This is a genomic window from Bacillus pfraonensis (assembly GCF_050768835.1).
In the GTDB taxonomy this organism is placed as follows: domain Bacteria; phylum Bacillota; class Bacilli; order Bacillales; family Bacillaceae_G; genus Bacillus_A; species Bacillus_A pfraonensis.
In genome coordinates this window covers 301,528-323,198 of sequence record NZ_JAHCDO010000004.1, presented here as the reverse complement: position 1 = coordinate 323,198, position 21,671 = coordinate 301,528, and the positions used below count along the sequence as shown (strand labels likewise).

At 35.2% G+C, this 21,671-nt stretch carries 14 protein-coding genes, 1 pseudogene and 1 other annotated feature; of the genes and pseudogenes, 14 read left to right on the top strand and 1 reads right to left on the bottom strand.

The window, feature by feature from the left end; translation table 11 throughout:
* From KFD70_RS06345 to ulaA, 14 genes and pseudogenes are all read left to right on the top strand, one after another.
* Positions 1 to 311, top strand: a pseudogene (locus KFD70_RS06345) (bifunctional 3-deoxy-7-phosphoheptulonate synthase/chorismate mutase); the annotation flags it as partial.
* Between the two features lie 9 nt (positions 312 to 320).
* Positions 321 to 555: a binding site (T-box leader), on the top strand.
* Between the two features lie 52 nt (positions 556 to 607).
* Complete coding sequence (gene aroC, locus KFD70_RS06340; protein ID WP_336451316.1) at positions 608 to 1,780, top strand: chorismate synthase; 1,173 nt, start codon at positions 608 to 610, stop codon at positions 1,778 to 1,780.
* Positions 1,781 to 1,796: 16 nt separating this feature from the next.
* Positions 1,797 to 2,897, top strand: coding sequence for a histidinol-phosphate transaminase (hisC, locus tag KFD70_RS06335; protein WP_336451315.1), 1,101 nt, complete (start codon positions 1,797 to 1,799; stop codon positions 2,895 to 2,897).
* Complete coding sequence (gene tyrA, locus KFD70_RS06330) at positions 2,890 to 3,990, top strand: prephenate dehydrogenase (protein WP_336451314.1); 1,101 nt, start codon at positions 2,890 to 2,892, stop codon at positions 3,988 to 3,990. The genes hisC and tyrA overlap by 8 nt, the downstream gene beginning before the upstream one ends.
* A gap of 16 nt (positions 3,991 to 4,006) precedes the next feature.
* Positions 4,007 to 5,296, top strand: coding sequence for a 3-phosphoshikimate 1-carboxyvinyltransferase (gene aroA, locus KFD70_RS06325; protein ID WP_336451313.1), 1,290 nt, complete (start codon positions 4,007 to 4,009; stop codon positions 5,294 to 5,296).
* Positions 5,297 to 5,555: 259 nt separating this feature from the next.
* Positions 5,556 to 6,122 (top strand): TetR/AcrR family transcriptional regulator, encoded by a 567-nt coding sequence (locus KFD70_RS06320; protein ID WP_336451312.1) that lies wholly within the window; start codon positions 5,556 to 5,558, stop codon positions 6,120 to 6,122.
* Positions 6,123 to 6,237: 115 nt separating this feature from the next.
* Positions 6,238 to 9,354, top strand: coding sequence for an MMPL family transporter (locus KFD70_RS06315; protein WP_336451311.1), 3,117 nt, complete (start codon positions 6,238 to 6,240; stop codon positions 9,352 to 9,354).
* A 348-nt stretch (positions 9,355 to 9,702) separates the two neighbouring features.
* Entirely contained in the window at positions 9,703 to 10,827 is a 1,125-nt protein-coding gene (gene tnpB / locus KFD70_RS06310; protein WP_336451310.1) for an IS200/IS605 family element RNA-guided endonuclease TnpB, read from the top strand.
* A gap of 126 nt (positions 10,828 to 10,953) precedes the next feature.
* Positions 10,954 to 12,126, top strand: a complete 1,173-nt coding sequence (locus tag KFD70_RS06305; RefSeq protein ID WP_336451309.1) for a GNAT family N-acetyltransferase — start codon at positions 10,954 to 10,956, stop codon at positions 12,124 to 12,126.
* A gap of 137 nt (positions 12,127 to 12,263) precedes the next feature.
* Positions 12,264 to 13,889 (top strand): ABC-F family ATP-binding cassette domain-containing protein, encoded by a 1,626-nt coding sequence (locus KFD70_RS06300; RefSeq protein ID WP_017151930.1) that lies wholly within the window; start codon positions 12,264 to 12,266, stop codon positions 13,887 to 13,889.
* Positions 13,890 to 14,303: 414 nt separating this feature from the next.
* A complete protein-coding gene (gene ltaS, locus KFD70_RS06295) occupies positions 14,304 to 16,277 on the top strand; it encodes a lipoteichoic acid synthase (RefSeq protein WP_336451308.1) in 1,974 nt (657 codons plus the stop codon).
* A 299-nt stretch (positions 16,278 to 16,576) separates the two neighbouring features.
* Positions 16,577 to 18,682 carry a BglG family transcription antiterminator gene (locus KFD70_RS06290; RefSeq protein WP_336451307.1) on the top strand — a complete coding sequence of 702 codons (2,106 nt, stop codon included), beginning with the start codon at positions 16,577 to 16,579 and terminating at the stop codon, positions 18,680 to 18,682.
* Between the two features lie 12 nt (positions 18,683 to 18,694).
* Entirely contained in the window at positions 18,695 to 18,964 is a 270-nt protein-coding gene (locus tag KFD70_RS06285) for a PTS sugar transporter subunit IIB (protein WP_000757314.1), read from the top strand.
* Between the two features lie 34 nt (positions 18,965 to 18,998).
* Positions 18,999 to 20,270: a PTS ascorbate transporter subunit IIC gene (gene ulaA, locus KFD70_RS06280; RefSeq protein ID WP_336451306.1), complete on the top strand. Its 1,272-nt coding sequence runs from the start codon at positions 18,999 to 19,001 to the stop codon at positions 20,268 to 20,270.
* 53 nt (positions 20,271 to 20,323) lie between these two features.
* Here the strand turns inward: ulaA and KFD70_RS06275 are convergent, their stop codons facing one another.
* Positions 20,324 to 21,151 (bottom strand): peptidoglycan-N-acetylglucosamine deacetylase, encoded by an 828-nt coding sequence (locus tag KFD70_RS06275; protein WP_336451305.1) that lies wholly within the window; start codon positions 21,149 to 21,151, stop codon positions 20,324 to 20,326.
* Positions 21,152 to 21,671 lie beyond the last annotated feature (520 nt).

Sequence of the window (21,671 nt, the reverse complement as noted above, 5' to 3'; positions counted from 1 at the left end):
TTATATTATGTGAGCGCGGTATCCGCACATACGAAAGAGCAACGCGTAATACGTTAGATATTTCAGCTGTACCAATCTTAAAGAAAGAAACACATTTACCTGTTGTTGTAGACGTAACGCATTCTACAGGACGTAGAGATTTATTATTACCTACTGCAAAAGCAGCACTAGCAATTGGGGCAGATGCAGTTATGGCAGAAGTTCATCCAGACCCAGCGGTTGCATTATCTGATTCAGCGCAGCAAATGGATATTCCAGAGTTCCATAAATTCATGGAAGAGTTAAAAGGATTCAAAAATAAATTATCTTAATTTCATATTGAATATGCATTGAAAGGGAAACAGTAGTGCTTATCTCCCTGTTTATAGAGAGCTGATGGTTGGTGTGAATCAGTACAAAGGTAAGCATGAATTACAGCCCTAGAGCATCTTTTTCGTAGTAAAGATAATAATCTTTATGAAGGGAAAGACGGTCTCATAGATCGTTAAAAATGATAAGAGGTAGACAAATATAGTCTACAATTAGGGTGGTACCGCGATAATCATCGTCCCTACTGAGCGCTCAGTAGGGGCTTTTTTGTACAAAAAATAATAAAGGGGTAAGAAAAATGAGATATATTACAGCCGGAGAATCACATGGTCCGCAGTTAACAGTCATTTTAGAAGGTGTACCTGCAGGGTTATCGTTACAAGCAGAACATATAAATAAGGAATTATTAAGAAGACAAAAAGGGCATGGTCGCGGGAGACGCATGCAAATTGAAACAGATACAGTAGAGATTGTAAGTGGTGTACGCCACGGGGTGACGCTTGGTTCACCCATTACATTAATCGTAAAAAATGATGATTTCAAACATTGGACGAAAGTAATGGGAGCGGAACCGATTTCGGAGCAAGAAAGTAAAGAAATGAAACGTACAATTACAAAACCACGTCCAGGACATGCAGATTTAAACGGTGCAATTAAATATGGTCACCGTGATATACGAAATGTTTTAGAACGTTCTTCTGCAAGGGAAACAACTGTCAGAGTAGCAGCTGGTGCGGTTGCAAAACAAATTTTAAAAGGATTAGGTGTACAGATTGCTGGACATGTTCTTGAAATTGGCGGAGTTCAAGCAAATCGAGTAGATCAATTCCCAATAGAAGAAATCCAAACCATTACAGAAAATTCACCTGTTCGTTGTCTAGATAAAGAAGTAGAGCAACAAATGATGGATGCAATTGATACTGCGAAAAGCAGTGGAGATTCCATTGGTGGAATTGTAGAAGTCATTGCGGAAGGGATGCCAATCGGCGTTGGGAGTTATGTACATTATGACCGAAAATTAGATGCAAAACTTGCTGGCGCAATTATGAGTATTAATGCTTTTAAAGGCGCTGAAATTGGAATTGGATTTGAAGCGGCAAGGCAGCCTGGAAGTTCGGTACATGATGAAATCATCTGGGATGAAGAAAAAGGCTATACAAGAAAAACAAATAACGCAGGTGGGTTAGAGGGAGGTATGACAACAGGAATGCCGATTGTAGTGCGAGGTGTTATGAAGCCAATTCCTACATTATATAAACCACTTGCAAGTGTAGATATTGATACGAAAGAAGCATTCCAAGCGAGTATTGAAAGATCTGATAGCTGTGCAGTACCAGCTGCAAGTGTTGTCGCAGAAGCGGTTGTTGCATGGGAACTTGCAGATGCATTAGTTGAACAATTCGGAAAAGATCGTATGGAATTAATCCAGCAAAATATTACGCAGCATAACAAATATGCAAAAGAATTTTAAAAAGGATGAGTTATAAATGAAGGTAAAAGAGCAATTATCATCATTACAGCCATACAAGCCAGGTAAATCAGCGCAGCAAATGAAAGAAGTATATGGAGATCATTCATTTGTAAAATTAGCATCAAATGAAAATCCATTTGGTTGTTCACCGCGTGTGATGGAAGAATTACAAAAAGTGTGGGAGGAACATGCTTTATATCCTGATGGAGGAGCTGTAGAACTCCGCGAAACAATCGCAGAAAAACTGCAAGTTCAAAAGGAACAAATCATATGTGGAAGTGGACTTGATGAAGTCATTCAAATCATCAGTCGTACAGTGCTCCGCGCAGGCGATAATATTGTAACAGCGGGAGAAACGTTCCCGCAATATCGTCATCATGCAGTAATTGAAGGTTGTGAAGTGAAAGAAGTGCCACTTAATGAAGGGGCATATGACTTAGATGCAATCACTAAAGCAATCGATCACAACACAAAAATCGTATGGATTTGTAATCCGAATAATCCGACGGGCACATATGTAAATGATCGAAAATTGACTCAATTCATTGAGGGAATTAGTAAAAATACGTTAATTGTCATTGATGAAGCGTACTATGAATACGTAACAGCAAAAGATTTCCCAGAGACATTACCGCTTCTAGAAAAACATAAAAACATTCTTACATTAAGAACGTTTTCTAAAGCATACGGATTAGCATCATTCCGCGCTGGGTATGCGATTGGACATGAAGAATTAATCGAGAAATTAAATGTCGTACGTTTGCCGTTTAACGTATCTACATTGGCACAAAAAGCAGCAATGATTGCCTTAAGTGATGAGTCGTTTATTGAAAAGATAGTACGTGTTAATAAAGAGGGGCTACAGCAATACGAAAGTTTTTGTAAGGAAAATGAAATTCCATTCTATCCGTCGCAAACAAACTTCATCTTCTTGCCGGTAGATGATGCTGGAGAAATTTATGAAGCTTGCGCACACACAGGGTTTATTATTCGTCCGTTTCCAAACGGCGTTCGTATTACAATCGGAACAAGGGAACAAAATGAAGGAGTGATTTCAGTGTTAAAGCAACACTTTGAAAATAAAAAACATAAGTCTCGAGATGAGACCAATGTGTAAAAAGGTAGTATTAATTGGAACAGGATTAATAGGAGGCTCTCTCGCATTAGCAATTAAGAAAGAGCACGATGTAACGATAACAGGTTATGATATATTTAAAGAGCAGGTAGAGCGTGCGAAAGAATTGCATGTAGTAGATGAAGTGGCAATAGATTTGCAGCGTGCATGTGAAGAGGCAAATTTAATTGTTTTTGCCTCTCCAGTTGAAGAAACGAAGAAGTTATTACACAAACTAGCGTCATTTCGTTTACGAGATGATGTAATAGTGACCGATGTTGGAAGTACAAAAGGAACAATTATGAATGAAGCGGAAGCTTTATTTTCAAAGAAAGTTTCTTTCATTGGCGGACATCCGATGGCAGGGTCTCATAAAACTGGTGTCGAAAGTGCAAAGGCGCATTTATTTGAAAATGCATTTTACATTTTAACACCGATGAATCATGTGTCAAATGATCAAGTGGAAGAGCTAAAAGTATTGTTAAAAGGGACAGGATCACATTTTCTCGTCTTAAATACAGAAGAACACGATTATGTAACAGGAATCGTTAGCCATTTTCCGCATCTTATTGCGGCAGGATTAGTAAAACAAGTCGAGAAACATGCAGGAGATAATCCGCTCATTCATCAACTAGCTGCCGGTGGATTTAAAGATATTACACGTATCGCATCTAGCAGTCCGAAAATGTGGAGTGACATTGTAAAGCAAAATCGTGAGCATTTAATGGTATTATTAAAAGAGTGGATCTCTGAAATGGAAGAGTTATATAAGACGGTTTCTATAGGAGATGCCAGTGAAATACAAAACTACTTTGCAGATGCGAAAGAATATCGTGATTCTTTACCAGTGAGAAAAAGAGGAGCTATTCCTGCCTATTATGACTTATACGTCGATGTTTTAGATAAAGTAGGGGCATTAGCTCATATTACGAGCATTTTGGCGCGCGAAGAAATTAGTATTACGAACTTGCAAATATTAGAAGCGCGTGAAGGGTTGCTTGGGGTGTTACGAATTAGCTTTCAAATAGAGGAAGATCGTATGAAAGCAAAACTAGCGCTTGGAAAAGAAGAATACCAAACATATGAAACAATTTAAATGAGAAGGTGAAAACGTGAAAGAAAGAACTATACAACCTGTTAATAACGGATTGAACGGTACCATTACAATTCCTGGTGATAAATCCATTTCACACCGCGCTGTGATGTTCGGCGCAATTGCAGAGGGAAAAACAACAATTAAAGGCTTCCTACCTGGTGCAGACTGTTTAAGTACTATTTCTTGCTTTAAAGAAATGGGAGTAGATATTACGCAAAACGGTGATGAAGTTACTGTAATCGGAAAAGGAATTGAAGGTTTACAAGAACCAAAAGCTGTATTAGATGTCGGTAATTCTGGAACTACGATACGTTTAATGTCAGGAATATTGGCAAACACGCCATTCTTTTCTTGTGTACAAGGAGATGCTTCTATTGCAAAAAGACCGATGAAACGTGTAACAGATCCATTAAAGCAAATGGGTGCCAACATTGATGGCCGAGAAGGCGGGACGTACACACCGCTAACAATAAGAGGTGGAGCGTTAAAAGCAATCCAATACACTTCCCCAGTTGCAAGTGCACAAGTAAAGTCAGCTATTTTACTTGCAGGTCTTTGCGCAGAAGGTGTAACAGCTGTTACAGAACCGCACATTTCACGAGACCATACAGAAAGAATGTTAGAGGCGTTTGGTGTTACAGTAACTCGTGAAGGGAAAACTGTAAAACTAGCAGGTGGCCAAAAATTAACTGGAACAGACGTTCAAGTTCCAGGTGACGTATCATCAGCAGCGTTTTTCTTAGTAGCAGGAGCGATCATTCCAAATAGTAAAATACAATTACAAAATGTAGGAATGAATCCGACTCGTACAGGTATTATAGATGTTTTAGAGAGAATGGGTGCTACGTTCACTGTAGAACTAATTAACAAAGGAGCATCAGAGCCAGCTGCAAACATTACGATTGAAACATCTTCACTAAAAGGAATCGAAATTGGCGGGGATATTATTCCAAAGTTAATCGATGAAATTCCAATTATCGCATTAGCAGCAACGCAAGCTGAGGGAATTACGGTTATTAAAGATGCACATGAGCTAAAAGTGAAAGAAACGAATCGTATCGACACAGTTGTTGCCGAACTAACGAAACTAGGAGCTCGGATTGAAGCAACAGATGACGGAATGATTATTTACGGTAAATCAACTTTAAAAGGCAATACAGTACATAGTTACGGTGATCACCGCATCGGAATGATGCTTGCGATTGCCGGCTGTATAGCTGAAGGAGAAACAACGATCCAAGATGCAGCAGCAGTAGGGGTATCGTATCCTACATTTTTTGAAGAACTTCAAAAGTTAGCTAAGTAATATGATGAGAGGCAGATGCGTAATGCATTTGCCTTTTTTATATGAATCCATATCGATATTTGTTGGGAATTTGATAACTTTTGGCGAATCGCTGATATATTATATTTCAAGTTGCGACATATGAACGTCATACAATTAAAAGAAGAGAAGTTAGGAAATGTACGATGTACTATCTTTGCCCAACACTTGACTTTTAAGCAGTGTAATTTATAATAAAAAACGGAATGAATTTTCATTCCTGGAAATTGAGGTGGGAAAAATGGCTAAAAACAAACAAGACGATATTTTTGATGCTGCTATGCAACTTTTCGCAGAGCGAGGTTATGATGGTACAACAATCCCGATGATTGCTGAAAAAGCAAATGTAGGTGCAGGTACCATTTATCGTTATTTCGAAAATAAAGAGTCGCTCGTTAATTCTTTATTTACAAAGTGCGTTTTACAATTATCTGAATTAATAAAAACTGATTTTCCAGTTGATGCAAATATTCGTGAACAGTTTAGTCATACGTACAACCGTTTATTTGAATTTGCGAGACACAATGTGGATGCTTTTCTTTTTACAAATTCTCACTGTGATAGTTATTTTCTCGATGAACATAGTAAGGAAATATTTGATGATTTTATGGGCTTCTTTATGAATATTATAGAGGATGGAATCGAAAAAGGTTTTCTTCGTCCATTACCGCCAGTTGCTTTAATTATTATTGTATATCAACCAATTGAAAAATTAATTAAAGTAATGGCGACAGGGGAATTAAAATACACAAAAGAATTGGTAAAAGAATTGGAAGAAAGTTCTTGGAATGCTATTAGAATCAATTGATTCTATAGCTTTAAAAGAATAGGAATGAACGTTCATTCCGTAAAAAAAGATTAGAATAGGAATGAATATTCATTCCTATTCTAATCTAAAACTCAAATAGCGGGAGAGGATCAACATGAGTAAGCTAAAGAATTGGAGAAGTTTATCTTTTCTATTATGGATAGTTATTACTATTACTATGATAGTAACGATGCCTAATATGGATAGATTAGTGAAAGAGAAAGGGCAAATTACTATTCCTAAAACAGAGCAAAGTAGTATTGCTGACAAGATGATAAAAGAAATGGATCAGGAGGGCGTTGAAAAGTATGAAATTATAGCCGTGTTTAATAGCGGGAGTAAGACGGCTTTAACAAGTGAACAAAAAGAGGAAATAGCGAAAGTTATCAATTCTTTACAAAATGAAAAAGAGCAATTAGGAATTAAAGAAATTGTTTCACATCTAGATAATAAAGACTTGGAGAAACAATTAGTCTCTAAAGATAATACGACTATTTTAACACAAATATCGGTAGATAAAAAACATGGTGAAATATCAAAAGTTGCAAATGAGCTTCATAATAAAATGAAACCAGAAAGTGTGAAAACGTATTTAACAGGAAGTGATTTAATAGGAGATGATTTTCTTAAATCTACACAAGAGGGAGTACAAAAAACAGAAGTTATCTCAATCATTTTCATTCTTGTTGTTTTAATTGTTGTTTTCCGTTCACCAATTGTTCCGATTGTTTCTCTTCTTACAGTTGGGATATCCTATTTAGTTTCAATGGGAGTAATTGCTCATCTGGTAGATCAATTTCATTTTCCATTTTCAAATTTTACCCAAGTCTTTTTAGTCGTTGTTCTATTTGGAGTAGGAACAGATTATAACATTTTGTTATATACGAGATTTAAAGAAGAATTAAGCAACCAAGAAAATGTATTTTTAGCTACGAAAGAGACATTTAAATCGGCAGGAAAAACCGTATTATATAGTGGGGTGGCAGTGCTTATAGGTTTTGCATCACTCATTTTAGCAAGTTTTAAATTGTATCAAGCTACTTCGGCAGTAGCGATTGGGATTGCAGTATTATTACTTGTATTAATCACTTTAAATCCTTTTTTCATGGTGTTATTAGGAAGAGGAATGTTTTATCCAGTTAAAACATTTAAAGAGCATGAGGATAGTCGTTTATGGGGATTCTTTGCGAAAAACTCAGTAGTAAGACCATTTGTTGCTTTAATCATTGTATTCGTAATATCAATTCCTTTCGTATTAAAATATTCTAACACTCTTAATTATAATGATTTATTTGAAGTGGATAATAAGTATGAATCAAAGATGGGGATTAACGTAATAGAAGAGCATTTTTCGCCTGGTTTTTCTTCACCAAGTACGTTGGTAATTCAATCTGATCAAAAGCTAGATGAGACGACTTCTTTACAAACTTTAGATGAACTAGCTGATAAAATTTCGAAAGTTAAAGAGGTTTCAGAAGTATATTCACCGACGCGTCCAACTGGAGATAAGATTAAAGAATTATATTTAAATAAACAGGCGGGAGAACTGAATACAGGCATAGGAGATGCCAATGGTGGCATAAAAGAAATTAATGACGGACTAACTGATGCTAAAGATAAAATGGGTGGGAATGACTCAAATAGTCTTGCAAATGTTCAAAAGCTAATTGATGGAACAAATGAGGCGGAAAATGGTGTGTCGGCATTAGGAACGGCTTTAAATCAATTAACGAAAGGCATAAACGATGGAGCACAAGGAGCGAAACAAATTGAGGATGGATTAGCCTCATTAAACGAAAATATAAATGTTTTATCTAATGCAACTTCACAGCTTCATGCGGGTTATGCTCAGTTAGAAAAAGGTTTAAGTTCTTACGATCAATACTTCGAAAATATTTCACAAGCGATTGATGGTGCGAAAAAAGGATACGAACAAATTGAAACGTTAATGAACAATTTAATTAGAACAAAGCCAGAACTAGCAAATGATCCTAACGTACAGCAAACATTAGGAATTGCAAAGGGGGCTCAGAAGCAACTAAGTGGACTTTCAAATGAGTTAAATCAATTAACTGTGCAGCACAAAGCAGCTATGAATTCATTTAAAGAGGCGAATCAGTCATTAATGAAAGTAGATAACGGCTTAAAGGAAATGAATAATGGAGTTACTGAGTTACAAAAAGGAGCTGCCGAACTAAAAAATGGATTGAACGAAGGAGCTACAGGTTCAAAAGAAATTGCGAACAAGTCAGCTGATTTGCAATCTGGTTTAACGAAAATAAACGATGGGCAAGGGCAGCTATTAACTGGGCTTAAAGATTTGCAAGAAAAGATGGGGCAATTGCAATCCGGTTTATCTAAAAGTACAGAAGGACTTGGAAAAGTAAGCAACGGTTTGCAGGATGCTCAAAAGTATTTAAGCGATCTTAATGAATCGAAAAGTTCTGAGAAATTTTATATTCCAAAAGAAGTTTTAGAAGGAGAAGATTTTCAGAAAGCATTGAATACGTATATGTCACATGATAGAAAGACTGCTAAAATGACAATCATTTTAAATGTAAATCCGTATTCAAAAGAGGCGATGCCAATCATTCAAGAGATTAATAAAACAGTAGACGGTACTTTAAATGGTACAGAATTAAAGAGTGCGAAAAAAGCAATCGGCGGGACAACAGCTAGAAACGTTGATTTAAAAGAAGTAACACAACAAGATTTCTTACGTACAGCTACGATTATGTTAATCGGTATTGCGCTTGTATTAATCGTTATTACCCGTTCATTCTTACATTCAATCTTTATTATCGGTTCATTAATTTTAGTGTACTTTACATCACTTGGTATAAGTGAACAAATTAGTTCACACTTATTAAATGTAGAGTCACTAAGCTGGAATGTTCCATTCTTTAGCTTCATTATGATTGTCGCCTTAGGAGTGGATTATAGCATTTTCTTAATGATGCGCTATAACGAATTGGAAGGAGATTCAATAACAAAAATTGTAACAGCATCTCGTCATATAGGAGGAGTCGTATTATCAGCGGCGCTTATTTTAGGAGGGACATTTGCAGCGTTAATTCCTTCTGGTGTATTAACGCTTATACAAGTTGCAGCAGTTGTTGGCATTGCCCTTTTACTATTAGCTTTAATTATTATGCCGATTTTGTTACCTGCATTAATAGGGTTAACGAGTAAAATACAGAGTTATAAAAAGAAAATAATTGATGCGAAGTAATTAAATTCAAAAGGATGTTTTTTATCTAAAATAGGCGAGAATACCCCCACCTCAAGAAATGTGAAGGGTGTAGCCCAATAAGTAGGTGGGGGATGAATTGCCTTCGGACAAGAGATGGCAATTTGTCGTCTCGATTGTCCGACTGTTCGAGCGCTACTTGTAATAAATGAAAAATAGCTTGCGTACGAGTACCAAAACCCTTTTGCGCTTTGTAGGCATCCACTCTTTCTAAAAGAATGTTAAGGATACTGTTTGTTTTTTTTATGTTTCTACTCCTGAAATGATAGGAAGAAACATATCAAAAATAGTATAATATGGATATTGCGGCATGTAGGGGAGGTGAAAGTCATGATTGTCAATAAAGCATACAAATTCCGGATATACCCAAACAAAGAACAAGCAACTTTAATCAATAAAACAATTGGCTGTTCTCAATTTGTATTTAATCATTTCCTTTCTAAATGGAACGATGCATATAAGGAAGCGGGAAAGGGGTTAGCGTATGGAACATGTTCAGCAGAACTTCCTAAGCTGAAGAAAGAATTTGTTTGGTTAAAAGAAGTAGACAGCACTGCATTACAGTCATCTGTCAGCAATCTTGCAGATGCGTTTGCTCGCTTCTTTGAAAAACAAAATGATGCCCCGCGATTTAAGTCTAAAAGGAACAAAGTACAGTCCTACCAAACGAAGCACACCAACGGAAATATTGCGGTTGTAGCCGACAAAATAAAGTTACCAAAACTTGGTCTTATTCGCTTTGTGAAAAGTCGTGAAGTACATGGGCGTAGTCTAAACGCTACCGTTAGACGTAATCCAAGCGGTAAATATTTTGTTTCACTTCTTGTTGAAACAGAAGTGCAGGAATTACCTAAAACGGGTTCGGCTGTTGGTGTAGACGTTGGATTAAAAGATTTTGCTGTTCTTTCAACTGGAGAGGTGTTCTCTAACCCAAAATGGTTTCGTAAGCTTGAAGAAAAATTAGCGAAAGCACAGCGTATTCTTTCCAAACGTGTGAAAGGTTCTTCAAATTGGAATAAGCAACGGATTCAAGTTGCAAGAATCCATGAGTACATCACAAACGCAAGAACAGATTACTTGCAAAAAGTCTCTACCGAAATTGTCAAAAACCACGACATCATTGGTATTGAAGATTTGCAAGTATCGAATATGCGAAAAAACCATAGATTAGCGAAAGCCATAAGTGAAGTATCTTGGTCGCAATTTAGAAAGATGTTAGTGTACAAAGCAAAATGGTACGGCAAACAAGTCATCGCTGTGTCTAAAACATTCGCTTCCAGTCAGCTTTGTTCTTGTTGTGGCTACCAAAACAAAGACGTTAAGAATCTAAACCTCCGTGAATGGGAGTGCCCTTCTTGTGATATGCATCATGACAGAGATATTAACGCAGGACAAAACCTTAAAAATGAAGCCATAAGACTTCTAACCGTAGGAACTACGGGGTTAGCCTACTAAGATAACCGAGGATTAATTTGGTGTTCGTAGGAATCCTCCACTTCAAACAGTCTGTAAGGACGTTAAGTGGCGGATAGTTCAACTGTATGAGTACGAATGTAATAAAGGGGATAGGAGGAAATATTTATGAAAGTAGTTGAATTAGCAGAGCACCAATATAAAGAAGCCATTACCTTATCTGAATATGCTTTTCAATATAAAGTACCGGAAGATCAGATTGAACAGCGCCTTACATTAATGAAAAAACACCATCAACTGTTTGGGGTTTTGGAAAGTGATCACCTTGCAGCAAAACTGCATCTTCTTCCGTTAGAAATAAATATTGGTGATGAAATTTTTAAAATGGGTGGAATTGCAGGGGTGGCGACATACCCAGAGTATAGACGGAGTGGACATGTAAAAGAATTATTGAAGTATGCGCTGCAAAAAATGAAACAAGACGGATTTAGCGTATCTATGTTACATCCATTTGCAGTTTCATTTTACAGAAAGTATGGATGGGAACTATTTGCAAACCGTTTCATATGTTCAATGACGAAGAGTGATTTAGTGATGCAAAAGCATGTAAAAGGGAATATAAGACGCTTTAATAAAGATAATCATCCAAATGAAATTGAGGCAATATATGAAACGTTTGCGAAACGGTTTGCAGGTATGTTAGTTCGCAGCCGTGAATGGTGGAGGCAGGCAGTTTATCATGATTTGACGGCGGCAGTCTATTACAATGAAGAAAATGAAGCTACTGGTTATATGTTGTACAAAATAAATGATTCAAAAATGACAGTAGAAGAATTTGTACCGCTAAACAATGAAGCTAGAAATGGACTTTGGAATTTTATTTGTCAGCATGATTCGATGATAAAAGACCTTAAGATGATACTAAGTGAAACAGAGCCATTACTTTATACTTTACAAGAGCCTCGAGTTAAGGCTGAAATCACTCCTTATTTTATGACTCGAATTGTAGACGTGGAGCAGTTTTTAAATCAATATTCATTTGTTTGGAGTAATCAACAAAATGAAGTTATTTTACATATTTCAGACTCATTTGCACCATGGAATAATGTGACGGTTCAATTACAGAATAAAGAAATAGTAATGATTCATAACGAAGAAAAAGAAACGCAGAACAGTCGAGGAATCCATTTAAATATAAATGATTTATCAGCAATGTTATTTGGATATAAGCGTCCATTAGAACTATACGAAATTGGTACTCTTTCAGGAACTGAGAAAGAAGTAGAAGAGCTTGAACATTTGATTCCATTACATAGACCGTTTCTTTATGATTTCTTTTAAGTGTTTTTTTATTTTTGACTTAAAATAGAAAATTTCGATTGCTGAAATAGAAAGATGATTAGATATACCTTTAGATGGCTAAATATGTTATAGTAAGTGAAGTATGTATATAAAAGTATCAAAATTGGAGGAACCACATGATTACAGTTAGTAACGTAGGATTACGCTTTGCGGACAGAAAATTATTTGAAGATGTTAACATAAAATTCACACCAGGTAACTGCTATGGTTTAATCGGAGCAAACGGTGCTGGTAAATCAACATTTCTAAAGATTTTATCTGGAGAAATTGACCCATCAACAGGCGATGTGCATATTACGCCAGGTGAGCGTTTAGCAGTATTAAAACAGAACCATTTCGAATACGAAGAGTTTCCTGTATTAGAAACAGTAATTATGGGTCACACACGTCTTTACAAAGTAATGCAAGAAAAAAATGCGATTTACATGAAAGAAGATTTCAGTGATGAAGATGGTATGCGCGCGGCAGAACTTGAAGGTGAATTTGCTGAGTTAAACGGTTGGGAAGCTGAATCTGAAGCTGCAATCCTTTTAAAAGGATTAGGCATTGGAGAAGATCTTCATGATAAAAAGATGTCTGAGTTAACAGGGGCAGAAAAAGTAAAAGTATTACTTGCTCAAGCACTATTTGGTCAACCTGACATTCTATTACTAGATGAGCCTACCAACCATTTAGACTTAAAAGCGATTCAATGGTTAGAAAACTTCTTAATGAACTTTGAAAATACAGTTATCGTTGTATCCCATGACCGTCACTTCTTAAATAAAGTATGTACGCACATGGCGGATCTTGATTTCGGTAAAATTCAATTATATGTTGGTAACTATGACTTCTGGTATGAGTCAAGCCAATTAGCATTAAAACTAACACAGGATGCAAATAAGAAAAAAGAAGAGAAAGTAAAAGAGTTACAAAACTTCATCGCACGCTTTAGTTCAAACGCATCTAAAGCGAAGCAAGCGACTTCTCGTAAAAAATTATTAGATAAAATTACATTAGATGATATTAAACCATCATCACGTCGTTATCCATTCGTTGGTTTCACACCAGAGCGTGAAGTAGGAAATGACTTATTAACTGTTGAAGGTCTTTCAAAAACGATTGATGGAGAAAAGGTATTAGATAATGTATACTTCACATTAAATAAAGGTGATAAAGTTGCATTTATCGGACGTAATGATATTGCAATGACAACATTATTTAAAATTCTTATGGGCGAAATGGAGCCAGATAGCGGTTCATTTAAGTGGGGCGTTACAACATCTCAAGCTTACTTCCCAAGAGATAACTCTAAGTACTTCGAGAACAGTGAATATAACTTAGTTGAATGGTTACGTCAGTTCTCCCCACAAGATGAAACAGAAAGCTTCTTACGTGGTTTCTTAGGTCGTATGCTATTCTCTGGTGAAGAAGTAAAGAAAAATGTTTCTGTACTTTCTGGTGGAGAAAAAGTTCGTTGTATGCTTTCTAAAATGATGTTAAGTGGCGCAAACGTATTAACACTTGATGATCCAACGAACCATTTAGACCTTGAGTCTATCACAGCATTAAACAACGGTTTAATCGCATTTAAAGGAACATTACTATTTACATCTCACGACCATCAGTTCGTACAAACAATTGCAAACCGTATTATCGAAGTAACGCCAAACGGTGTAATCGATAAAGAAGCAACATACGATGAGTTCTTAGAAAATGAAGAACTTCAAAAACAAGTGGATGCAATGTACCAAGGTAAATAATAGATCCAAATAAACCCTTTACTTTAAAAGAGTAAAGGGTTTATTTTTGTTGGCATTTTAGATGTTGTTACTAATTTCTTCACATGAATAAATTAGTAACAATAAATCCAATTGGTAATTTTGGAAATAAGAATGTTTGCGAAGTAGATTATAAAGGTTTATAGTAATTGTATCTTGTTACACGGGTGGTCATTAGATTTTAACGATGAAAAAATGTTACAAATGTATTTCATTAAATATATATCTAGGTCAACATATTTCATAAGAAATAGTTGAATAAATAAAAGTTTAAACTTATAATTACTAATATTCTTCACATGGTTAAATAATTGAGAAGACTATTTGGAGAAGACACATAAAAAGAGAGATAGACTTATAAAAAATAAGCCTTGGATGATTAAAAGAGGTGGAGAGATGAAACAATTATTGTTAAAGAGCAGACGTGTTTTAAGTAATCACTTCGGTTTTTTCGTATTTGCGGTTGTGTTGTTCTGGTTGAAAACATATGCAGCATATGTGACAGAATTTAACTTAGGAATATCAAATACAATCCAAAAGTTTTTACTATTTTTCAACCCGCTAAGCTCAGCAGTTCTATTTTTAGGACTGGCATTATTTGCAAAAGGAAGAAAATCATATGTATGGTTAATTATCATTAACTTACTCATGACAAGTCTTTTATATGCGAACGTTGTATATTATCGCTTTTTCAGTGATTTTATTACGTTTCCGACGTTAACACAGACGAATAACTTCGGAGAATTAGGCGGAAGTATTCTTGCATTATTACAACCGTATGACCCATTGTATTTCTTAGATACAATTATTTTACTTGTATTAGTAGTAACGAAATTTGCAAACCCAAAACCTATTCGTGTTGCAAAGCATAAACTTTCGCTTGTATTTATCTCAGCAATTTTAATTTTTAGTGTTAATTTAGGATTAGCAGAAAAGGATCGTCCTGAATTATTAACAAGAACATTTGACAGAAACTATATTGTAAAATATTTAGGAGCATACAACTATACGATTTATGATGGGATTCAAAGTATGAAAGCATCAACGGAACGAGCATTAGCTGATGGAGATAGTATGACAGGTGTGCGAAACTTTATCGCATCTAACTATGCAAGCCCAAATCCAGATTATTTCGGTAAGGGAAAAGGTATGAATGTTATTTACATTCATTTAGAATCGTTCCAAAACTTCTTAATTGATTACAATTTGAATGGTCAAGAGGTAACACCATTTTTAAATTCATTTACGAAAGATGCGAATACCTTGTACTTTGATAATTTTTTCCACCAAACAGGACAAGGTAAAACGTCTGATGCGGAGTTCATGTTAGAGAATTCAATGTTTGGATTACCACAAGGGTCTGTATTTACAACAAAATCTCATAATACGTATCAATCCGCACCAGCTATTTTAGGACAACAAGGATACACATCTGCAGTGTTTCATGGTAACTATAAAACATTCTGGAACCGTGATGATATTTACAAATCATTTGGTTTCAATAAATTCTTTGACGCAACCTATTACGATATGAATGAGAAAGATGTTGTAAACTATGGTTTGAAAGATAAGCCATTCTTTAATGAATCTATTCCGTTGTTACAAACGTTAAAACAACCGTTCTATACGAAATTTATTACACTATCAAATCATTTCCCTTATCCAATAAATAAGGAAGAAGCGACAATTGAACCAGCTAAAACAGGCGATTCATCTGTAGATACGTATTTCCAAACAGCACGTTATTTAGATGAAGCTGTAAAAAGCTTTATGGATTATTTGAAGCAATCTGGTTTATATGATAATTCCATTATTGTTATGTATGGAGATCATTACGGTATTTCAGATAACCATAATGCAGCAATGTCAAAAATAATGGGTAAAGAAATCAATTCATTTGAAAATGCACAATTGCAACGTGTACCATTAATTATTCGTGTTCCAGGTATGCAGGGCGGAGTTCAGCATCAATACGGTGGAGAAATCGATGTCCTTCCAACGTTGTTACATTTACTAGGTACGGATACAAAAAATTATATCCAATTTGGTACGGATTTATTATCGCCAGAGCATAAGCAAGTTGTGGCATTCCGTAATGGTAATTATGTAAGTCCGACGGTTACTGCACTGAACGGAAAGTATTATGATACAACTACTGGAAAATCTGTAGAAGTAACAGATGAAATCAAACAAAATGAACAAATGGTTCAGCAGAAACTTAAGTTTTCTGACCAAGTTGTAAATGGGGATTTACTCCGATTCTACACACCGGAAGGATTTACGCCAGTAGATCGTTCGAAGTATAACTATAATCATCGTGATAAAAATAAAACGAAGGTAAAAACAACGCAAGAAGGTACAACTGAATAACTTCATATAATGAAATCCTATTCGTATGGAACAATACCATATGAGTAGGATTTTTTGTTGTATGAAGAAAAATGATAACATATTTTTTATAATTTCACATACCATACTGTTACTATATGATTATGATATAAAAAGGTACAATCGTTGCACGATATAAAAACGATAATTTGGACTTAATTTTGTAAGAAAGAAGAGATACTATAGTAGTAGAAAGTGATTTTAAAAATCTAATTTTGCAAAGTTAGTATCTATACTTGCAAGACAAATCAAAACAAGTATAGAAAGGATGTACATCATATATGATATTAGATCACCGCAGTACCGCTATTTTACAGCAAATTATTCAAGCGGATGGCTATACTTCTGTAGAGCAACTTATGGAAGTATTACAAATCTCTAAAAGAACAGTTTATTACGATATGAAGAAAGTAGATGATTGGTTACAGACAGAGCACTTAGCACCAATCAAATATGTTCGCTCATTCGGATATTGTTTAGATGATGAAACAAAACAAACGGTCATTCAAAAGCTACACGGATTTACAATGGCTCAATACGATTATTCTCCACAAGAACGAAAAGCTTGGTTAGCTTTGTATGTATTAACGAAAGAAAAAAGAATCTTATTAGAAGATTTAATTGATCTTGTACAGGTAAGTCGTAATACGACACTTACTGATTTGAAAAAAATGAAAGCAGACTTGTTGAAGTTTAAGCTCTCTTTACACTTTAATCGTAAGCAGGGATATTATATCGAAGGTACTGAACAAGGAAAACGAAATCTACTCACCTTTTATCTTTCACAGTTAATTGCAAAGCATGGATGGGAATATTTAATATCTCATGTAAGACGGATTGTAAATCGTGAAGAAAGTGAAAAGAACAAGAAAGAGCAAGAAGAACTGTTTGTAATAAAAAGTATTTTATCAAATTGCGAAGAGTTTTTAGGTGTTCAATATACAGATGAGGTGCTTGAAAATTTAAGCGTTTACATGTACTTGTTTCACAATCGTATTGTTAAAGGACAATGCGTTGAAATGGAAGAAGCTGAAAAAGATGTTCTTCGTGAAACAAAACATTTTGAAGCAGCGAAATATATTGGAAAGCAGTTTGAAAAATTGTTACATGTGAAGTTTCCAAAAGATGAGATTTATTATATTACGACTCATTTATTAGGTGCAAAAGTAAATGCTCAGCAAAAAGAGTATGAAAAGAATGATGTGAAAGGTATCCATTTTATCGTAGATCGTATGATAAAGGATTTTCAGCACTATGCTTGTGTTATATTTCAAGATTTTACGGGACTTGCTTCAGATTTATATCTGCATATGAAACCAACGTTTTATCGTGTGAAATATGGAATTGAAATCGAAAATCCATTACTGCATATGATTCAAAAAAGTTATGAAGAAGTATATATCCTTACGAAAAAAGTGGTGCATCATTTTGAAGAACATGTTGGAAAACAACTTTCAGAAGATGAAATTGCGTATATCACTATGCATTTTGGTGCTTGGATGAGGAAAGAGGGAATCGTTCCCAATCCTAGGAAAACAGCTCTACTTGTTTGTCCAAATGGGATTGGTACATCGCGTATGTTGCAATATCAATTAGAGCAATTATTTTCGAGTATTGATATTTTGCAAGCGATCTCAAAGCGAGAATATGAGTCACATACATTTGACGTAGATTGTATTATTACTACAACTGAATTAGAGAAGGGGACAATACCTATTTTTATGGTGAATCCTATTTTAACAGATTCTGAAAAAGCATCGCTACTCAGAAAAGTAAATGCAGCATTATTTAGCAAGGATCAAAATGATTCAGTTGATATTATGATGCAGGTTATTCAAAAATATGCGAATGTGATAGACGAATATTCATTAAAGAAAGAATTGAGAGAGTTTATAAGTGGTCCAGCGCATTTGTGCAAGGAGGAGAAATACAAACCTATGTTAAACGAACTATTGACGAGAGAATATATTCAGCTTCAGGATCGTGTTGATTCTTGGGAGGAAGCAATTCAAGTGGCAGCTAAACCGTTGTTACAAACGGAGTATATTTCAGAAGAATACATTCAAGAAATGATTGCGAATGTAAACAAGTTAGGACCTTACATCGTGATTGCACCTAAAATTGCAATTCCTCATGCTCGCCCTGAAGCGGGAGTGAAAAAGTTAGGTATGAGTTTATTACAGTTGAAAGAAAGTATTTCATTTTCAGAAAAGCAAGAGCACGCTGCAAATTTAATCATTGTTCTGGCAGCGATTGATAATGAAACACATTTAAAAGCATTGGCACAATTAAGCGATATGCTATCTCAACCTGAAAATGTAGAAACATTAATTCATTCAAATTCAAAAGAACAAATGCTAGAAATGATAGCTAAATATTCTAATTAAGGGGGAAGTAAAATGAAAAAAGTATTAGTTGTTTGTGGAAATGGATTAGGAAGTAGCTTTATTGTGGAGATGAATGTGAAGAAGATTTTAGGGGAGCTTGGTTTACAAGCTGAAGTTTCTCATACAGATTTAGCATCAAGTAAATCAGAACAAGCAGATTTATATTTAGGAGCAAAGGATATCATTTGTAATCTTGAAGATGGTGTTCGTACAGTGGCAGGGTTAACAAACATTTTAGATCAAAATGAAATTAAAGAGGCATTGCAAAAACATCTGATGTAAGAAAGTGTTAAACATCTGAGGGAGGAGCAGTGTTATGTTTGACTTAATCATGAAAGATATTTTAGGACAACCAGCAATACTTGTTGGATTATTTGCGATGTGTGGTTTACTCTTACAAAAGAAAAGTTTTGCTGATACAGTGTCCGGGACATTAAAAACAATTATGGGCTTCGTTGTACTAGGAGGCGGAGCCACAATATTAATTGGAGCGCTAGATGTTTTTGGAAAAATGTTTGATAAAGCGTTCTATATAAAAGGAATTATTCCAAATAATGAAGCTGTCGTTGCGATTGCTCAGCAAACACTAGGAAAAGAAACAGCGTTTATTATGGTATTTGGGATGATTGTGAATTTACTTATCGCTCGATTTACAAAATTTAAATATGTATTTTTAACTGGACATCATACGCTTTTTATGGCATGTTTAATTTCCGCTGTATTTTCTACAGCAGGACTAAAAGGTTTTTCACTTGTAATGATGGGATCTATCCTTTTAGGACTACTCATGGTAATTTTTCCAGCACTATTACAGCCATATGTAAGAAAAATCACAGGTATGGATGATATTGCAATTGGACATTTTGGATCTGTTGGGTATTTGGCAGCAGGTTTTGTCGGTAGTAAATTTGGAAATAAAGAAAAATCTACAGAGCAAATTCAAGTGCCGAAGTTTCTAGGATTTCTACGTGATACATCGGTTTCTATGTCACTCACAATGGCAATTCTATTCTTTATTGTCGCACCATTCGCGGGAAAACAATTTATTGAAACAGAACTTAGTAACGGACAAAACTACCTTGTCTATTCTTTCATGCAGGCGATTACGTTTGCGGCAGGTGTGTACATTATTTTAGCGGGTGTTCGTATGTTGATTGCGGAAATTGTACCTGCATTTAAAGGGATTGCAGATAAGCTTGTACCAAATGCGAAACCAGCGTTAGATTGTCCAACAATCTTCCCGTTTGCGCCAAACGCAGTTATTATCGGATTCTTAACAAGTTTCGTTGCTGGATTATTGTCTATGTTTATTCTTCCAATAGTTGGTCTAAGTGTCATTGTACCAGGTCTTATTCCTCATTTCTTTACAGGCGCAACAGCGGGTGTGTTTGGAAATGCAACTGGGGGAAGAAGAGGAGCTATTTTAGGAGCCTTTGTAAATGGATTACTTATATCGTTCTTACCAGCATTGTTATTACCGGTATTAGGCGGATTAGGTTTTGAAAATACAACATTTGGTGATTCTGATTTCGCAGTAGTTGGTATTTTGATAAGTGAAATTGCAAAATTATTATCAGCAATTTTCTAAAAGAAATGAAAAAAGACTTGATTTTCTAAAGAAGAAAATCAAGCCTTTTTTCGTTAAATGCGTTTATCATGCCAGAAGTTTAATGGGAAATGTTCATCTTCATGATAACTTTCAAATTCATAACCTTTTTCTTTTAGACCTTTAATAATAGCAGGTACAGCTTTCACAGATTGTGGATGAATATCGTGCATTAAAATGACCTCTGTTGGGTTTGTTGCACCAGCGAGAACATTTTGTACAATTTGTGCAGCAGCAGCGTCTACTGGCATTTTATTGTATCTCCAGTCTAAGGAATCAATTGTCCAGTCCCAAACTTTTAGACTGTTTTCGACAACTTTATTACGAAGCGCTTCATTTAATCCAGGCATAGATCCGTAAGATGGACGAGTTAATACAGGTGATTTTCCGATAACGCCAGCGATTAAGCCTTGGTCTTCTTTCATTTCATCCACATAACGACCTTCTGTATAAAGTTTTTTATAGTTATGTGTCATACTGTGCATACCAACATAATGTCCTTCAGCATCTTCACGCTTTACAAGATCAGGAAATGCTTTAACATTTGCTCCAATAAGGAAAAATGTAGCTTTCGCATCTTCTTTTTTCAACACGTCTAACAGCTCAGCAGTGTATTTGCCAGGACCATCGTCAAATGTTAAGTAAGCAACTTTTCTCACTTGTCCGTTATATTGCTTTGGAGCTTCTTTTGGAGTTAGAGCAGTTTGAATTTCACTTACAAGTTGAACGGATTTTGTTTCATCTTCCGTACTTGCTAAAGCAATATGAGTTGATCCATAAACCGCTTCATATAAAAATAATACCCCGACGCAAATCAACAATGCTCTTTTTACTAAGGTCGTCATTCGAATTCCATTGTGCATAATTTTCCTTCTCTCTATAATTGTTCTACTCTACTATATTAGCAATTTTAGGTAGGTAAATGCAAAAAAAGATTGGTATAAATACAAAAAAATTGTAAAAGAGTATGTAAGATTTTGTTGTTTAGTATTTTTTCCACTATTCTAGAGGTAGTAAGATCCTCACATCAAAATTCAGCAGAAGTAAAGAAGCTAGAGGATGAAGAAAAAAACGTCATTGTTTCAATTTACCTTTTATAATGAAGGATTTTAATCGTAATATAGCGAATGAAAGGTGATGAGTTTATTCATTATTAAACAAGTCGTGGATTTCACCAATCTGAATGAGTTATTTTAGATGGACAATTTATCAAAATTAATTACGCTATTAAACTATACAGCAGCTAGGGACCTGTTACATAGGAACCTTAAGAATGATTGTGAGGAAATATACGTAATAAAACAAGAGTGCCTATATTCTTACATAAGGTTTCTAAAGTGAAAAAGGTTTCATCCTGGTGAGTATAGAGTTAGTTTCTATATT

Bases quoted from the DNA above. Each gene is read 5' to 3' on its own strand.
- KFD70_RS06305 (WP_336451309.1), top strand. From the start codon at position 10,954: ATGAAAGTAGTTGAATTAGCAGAGCACCAATATAAAGAAGCCATTACC.
- ulaA (WP_336451306.1), top strand. From the start codon at position 18,999: ATGTTTGACTTAATCATGAAAGATATTTTAGGACAACCAGCAATACTT.
- aroC (WP_336451316.1), top strand. From the start codon at position 608: ATGAGATATATTACAGCCGGAGAATCACATGGTCCGCAGTTAACAGTC.
- KFD70_RS06300 (WP_017151930.1), top strand. From the start codon at position 12,264: ATGATTACAGTTAGTAACGTAGGATTACGCTTTGCGGACAGAAAATTA.
- KFD70_RS06315 (WP_336451311.1), top strand. From the start codon at position 6,238: ATGAGTAAGCTAAAGAATTGGAGAAGTTTATCTTTTCTATTATGGATA.
- tyrA (WP_336451314.1), top strand. From the start codon at position 2,890: ATGTGTAAAAAGGTAGTATTAATTGGAACAGGATTAATAGGAGGCTCT.
- tnpB (WP_336451310.1), top strand. From the start codon at position 9,703: ATGATTGTCAATAAAGCATACAAATTCCGGATATACCCAAACAAAGAA.
- ltaS (WP_336451308.1), top strand. From the start codon at position 14,304: ATGAAACAATTATTGTTAAAGAGCAGACGTGTTTTAAGTAATCACTTC.
- KFD70_RS06290 (WP_336451307.1), top strand. From the start codon at position 16,577: ATGATATTAGATCACCGCAGTACCGCTATTTTACAGCAAATTATTCAA.
- KFD70_RS06320 (WP_336451312.1), top strand. From the start codon at position 5,556: ATGGCTAAAAACAAACAAGACGATATTTTTGATGCTGCTATGCAACTT.
- hisC (WP_336451315.1), top strand. From the start codon at position 1,797: ATGAAGGTAAAAGAGCAATTATCATCATTACAGCCATACAAGCCAGGT.
- KFD70_RS06275 (WP_336451305.1), bottom strand. From the start codon at position 21,151: ATGCACAATGGAATTCGAATGACGACCTTAGTAAAAAGAGCATTGTTG.
- KFD70_RS06285 (WP_000757314.1), top strand. From the start codon at position 18,695: ATGAAAAAAGTATTAGTTGTTTGTGGAAATGGATTAGGAAGTAGCTTT.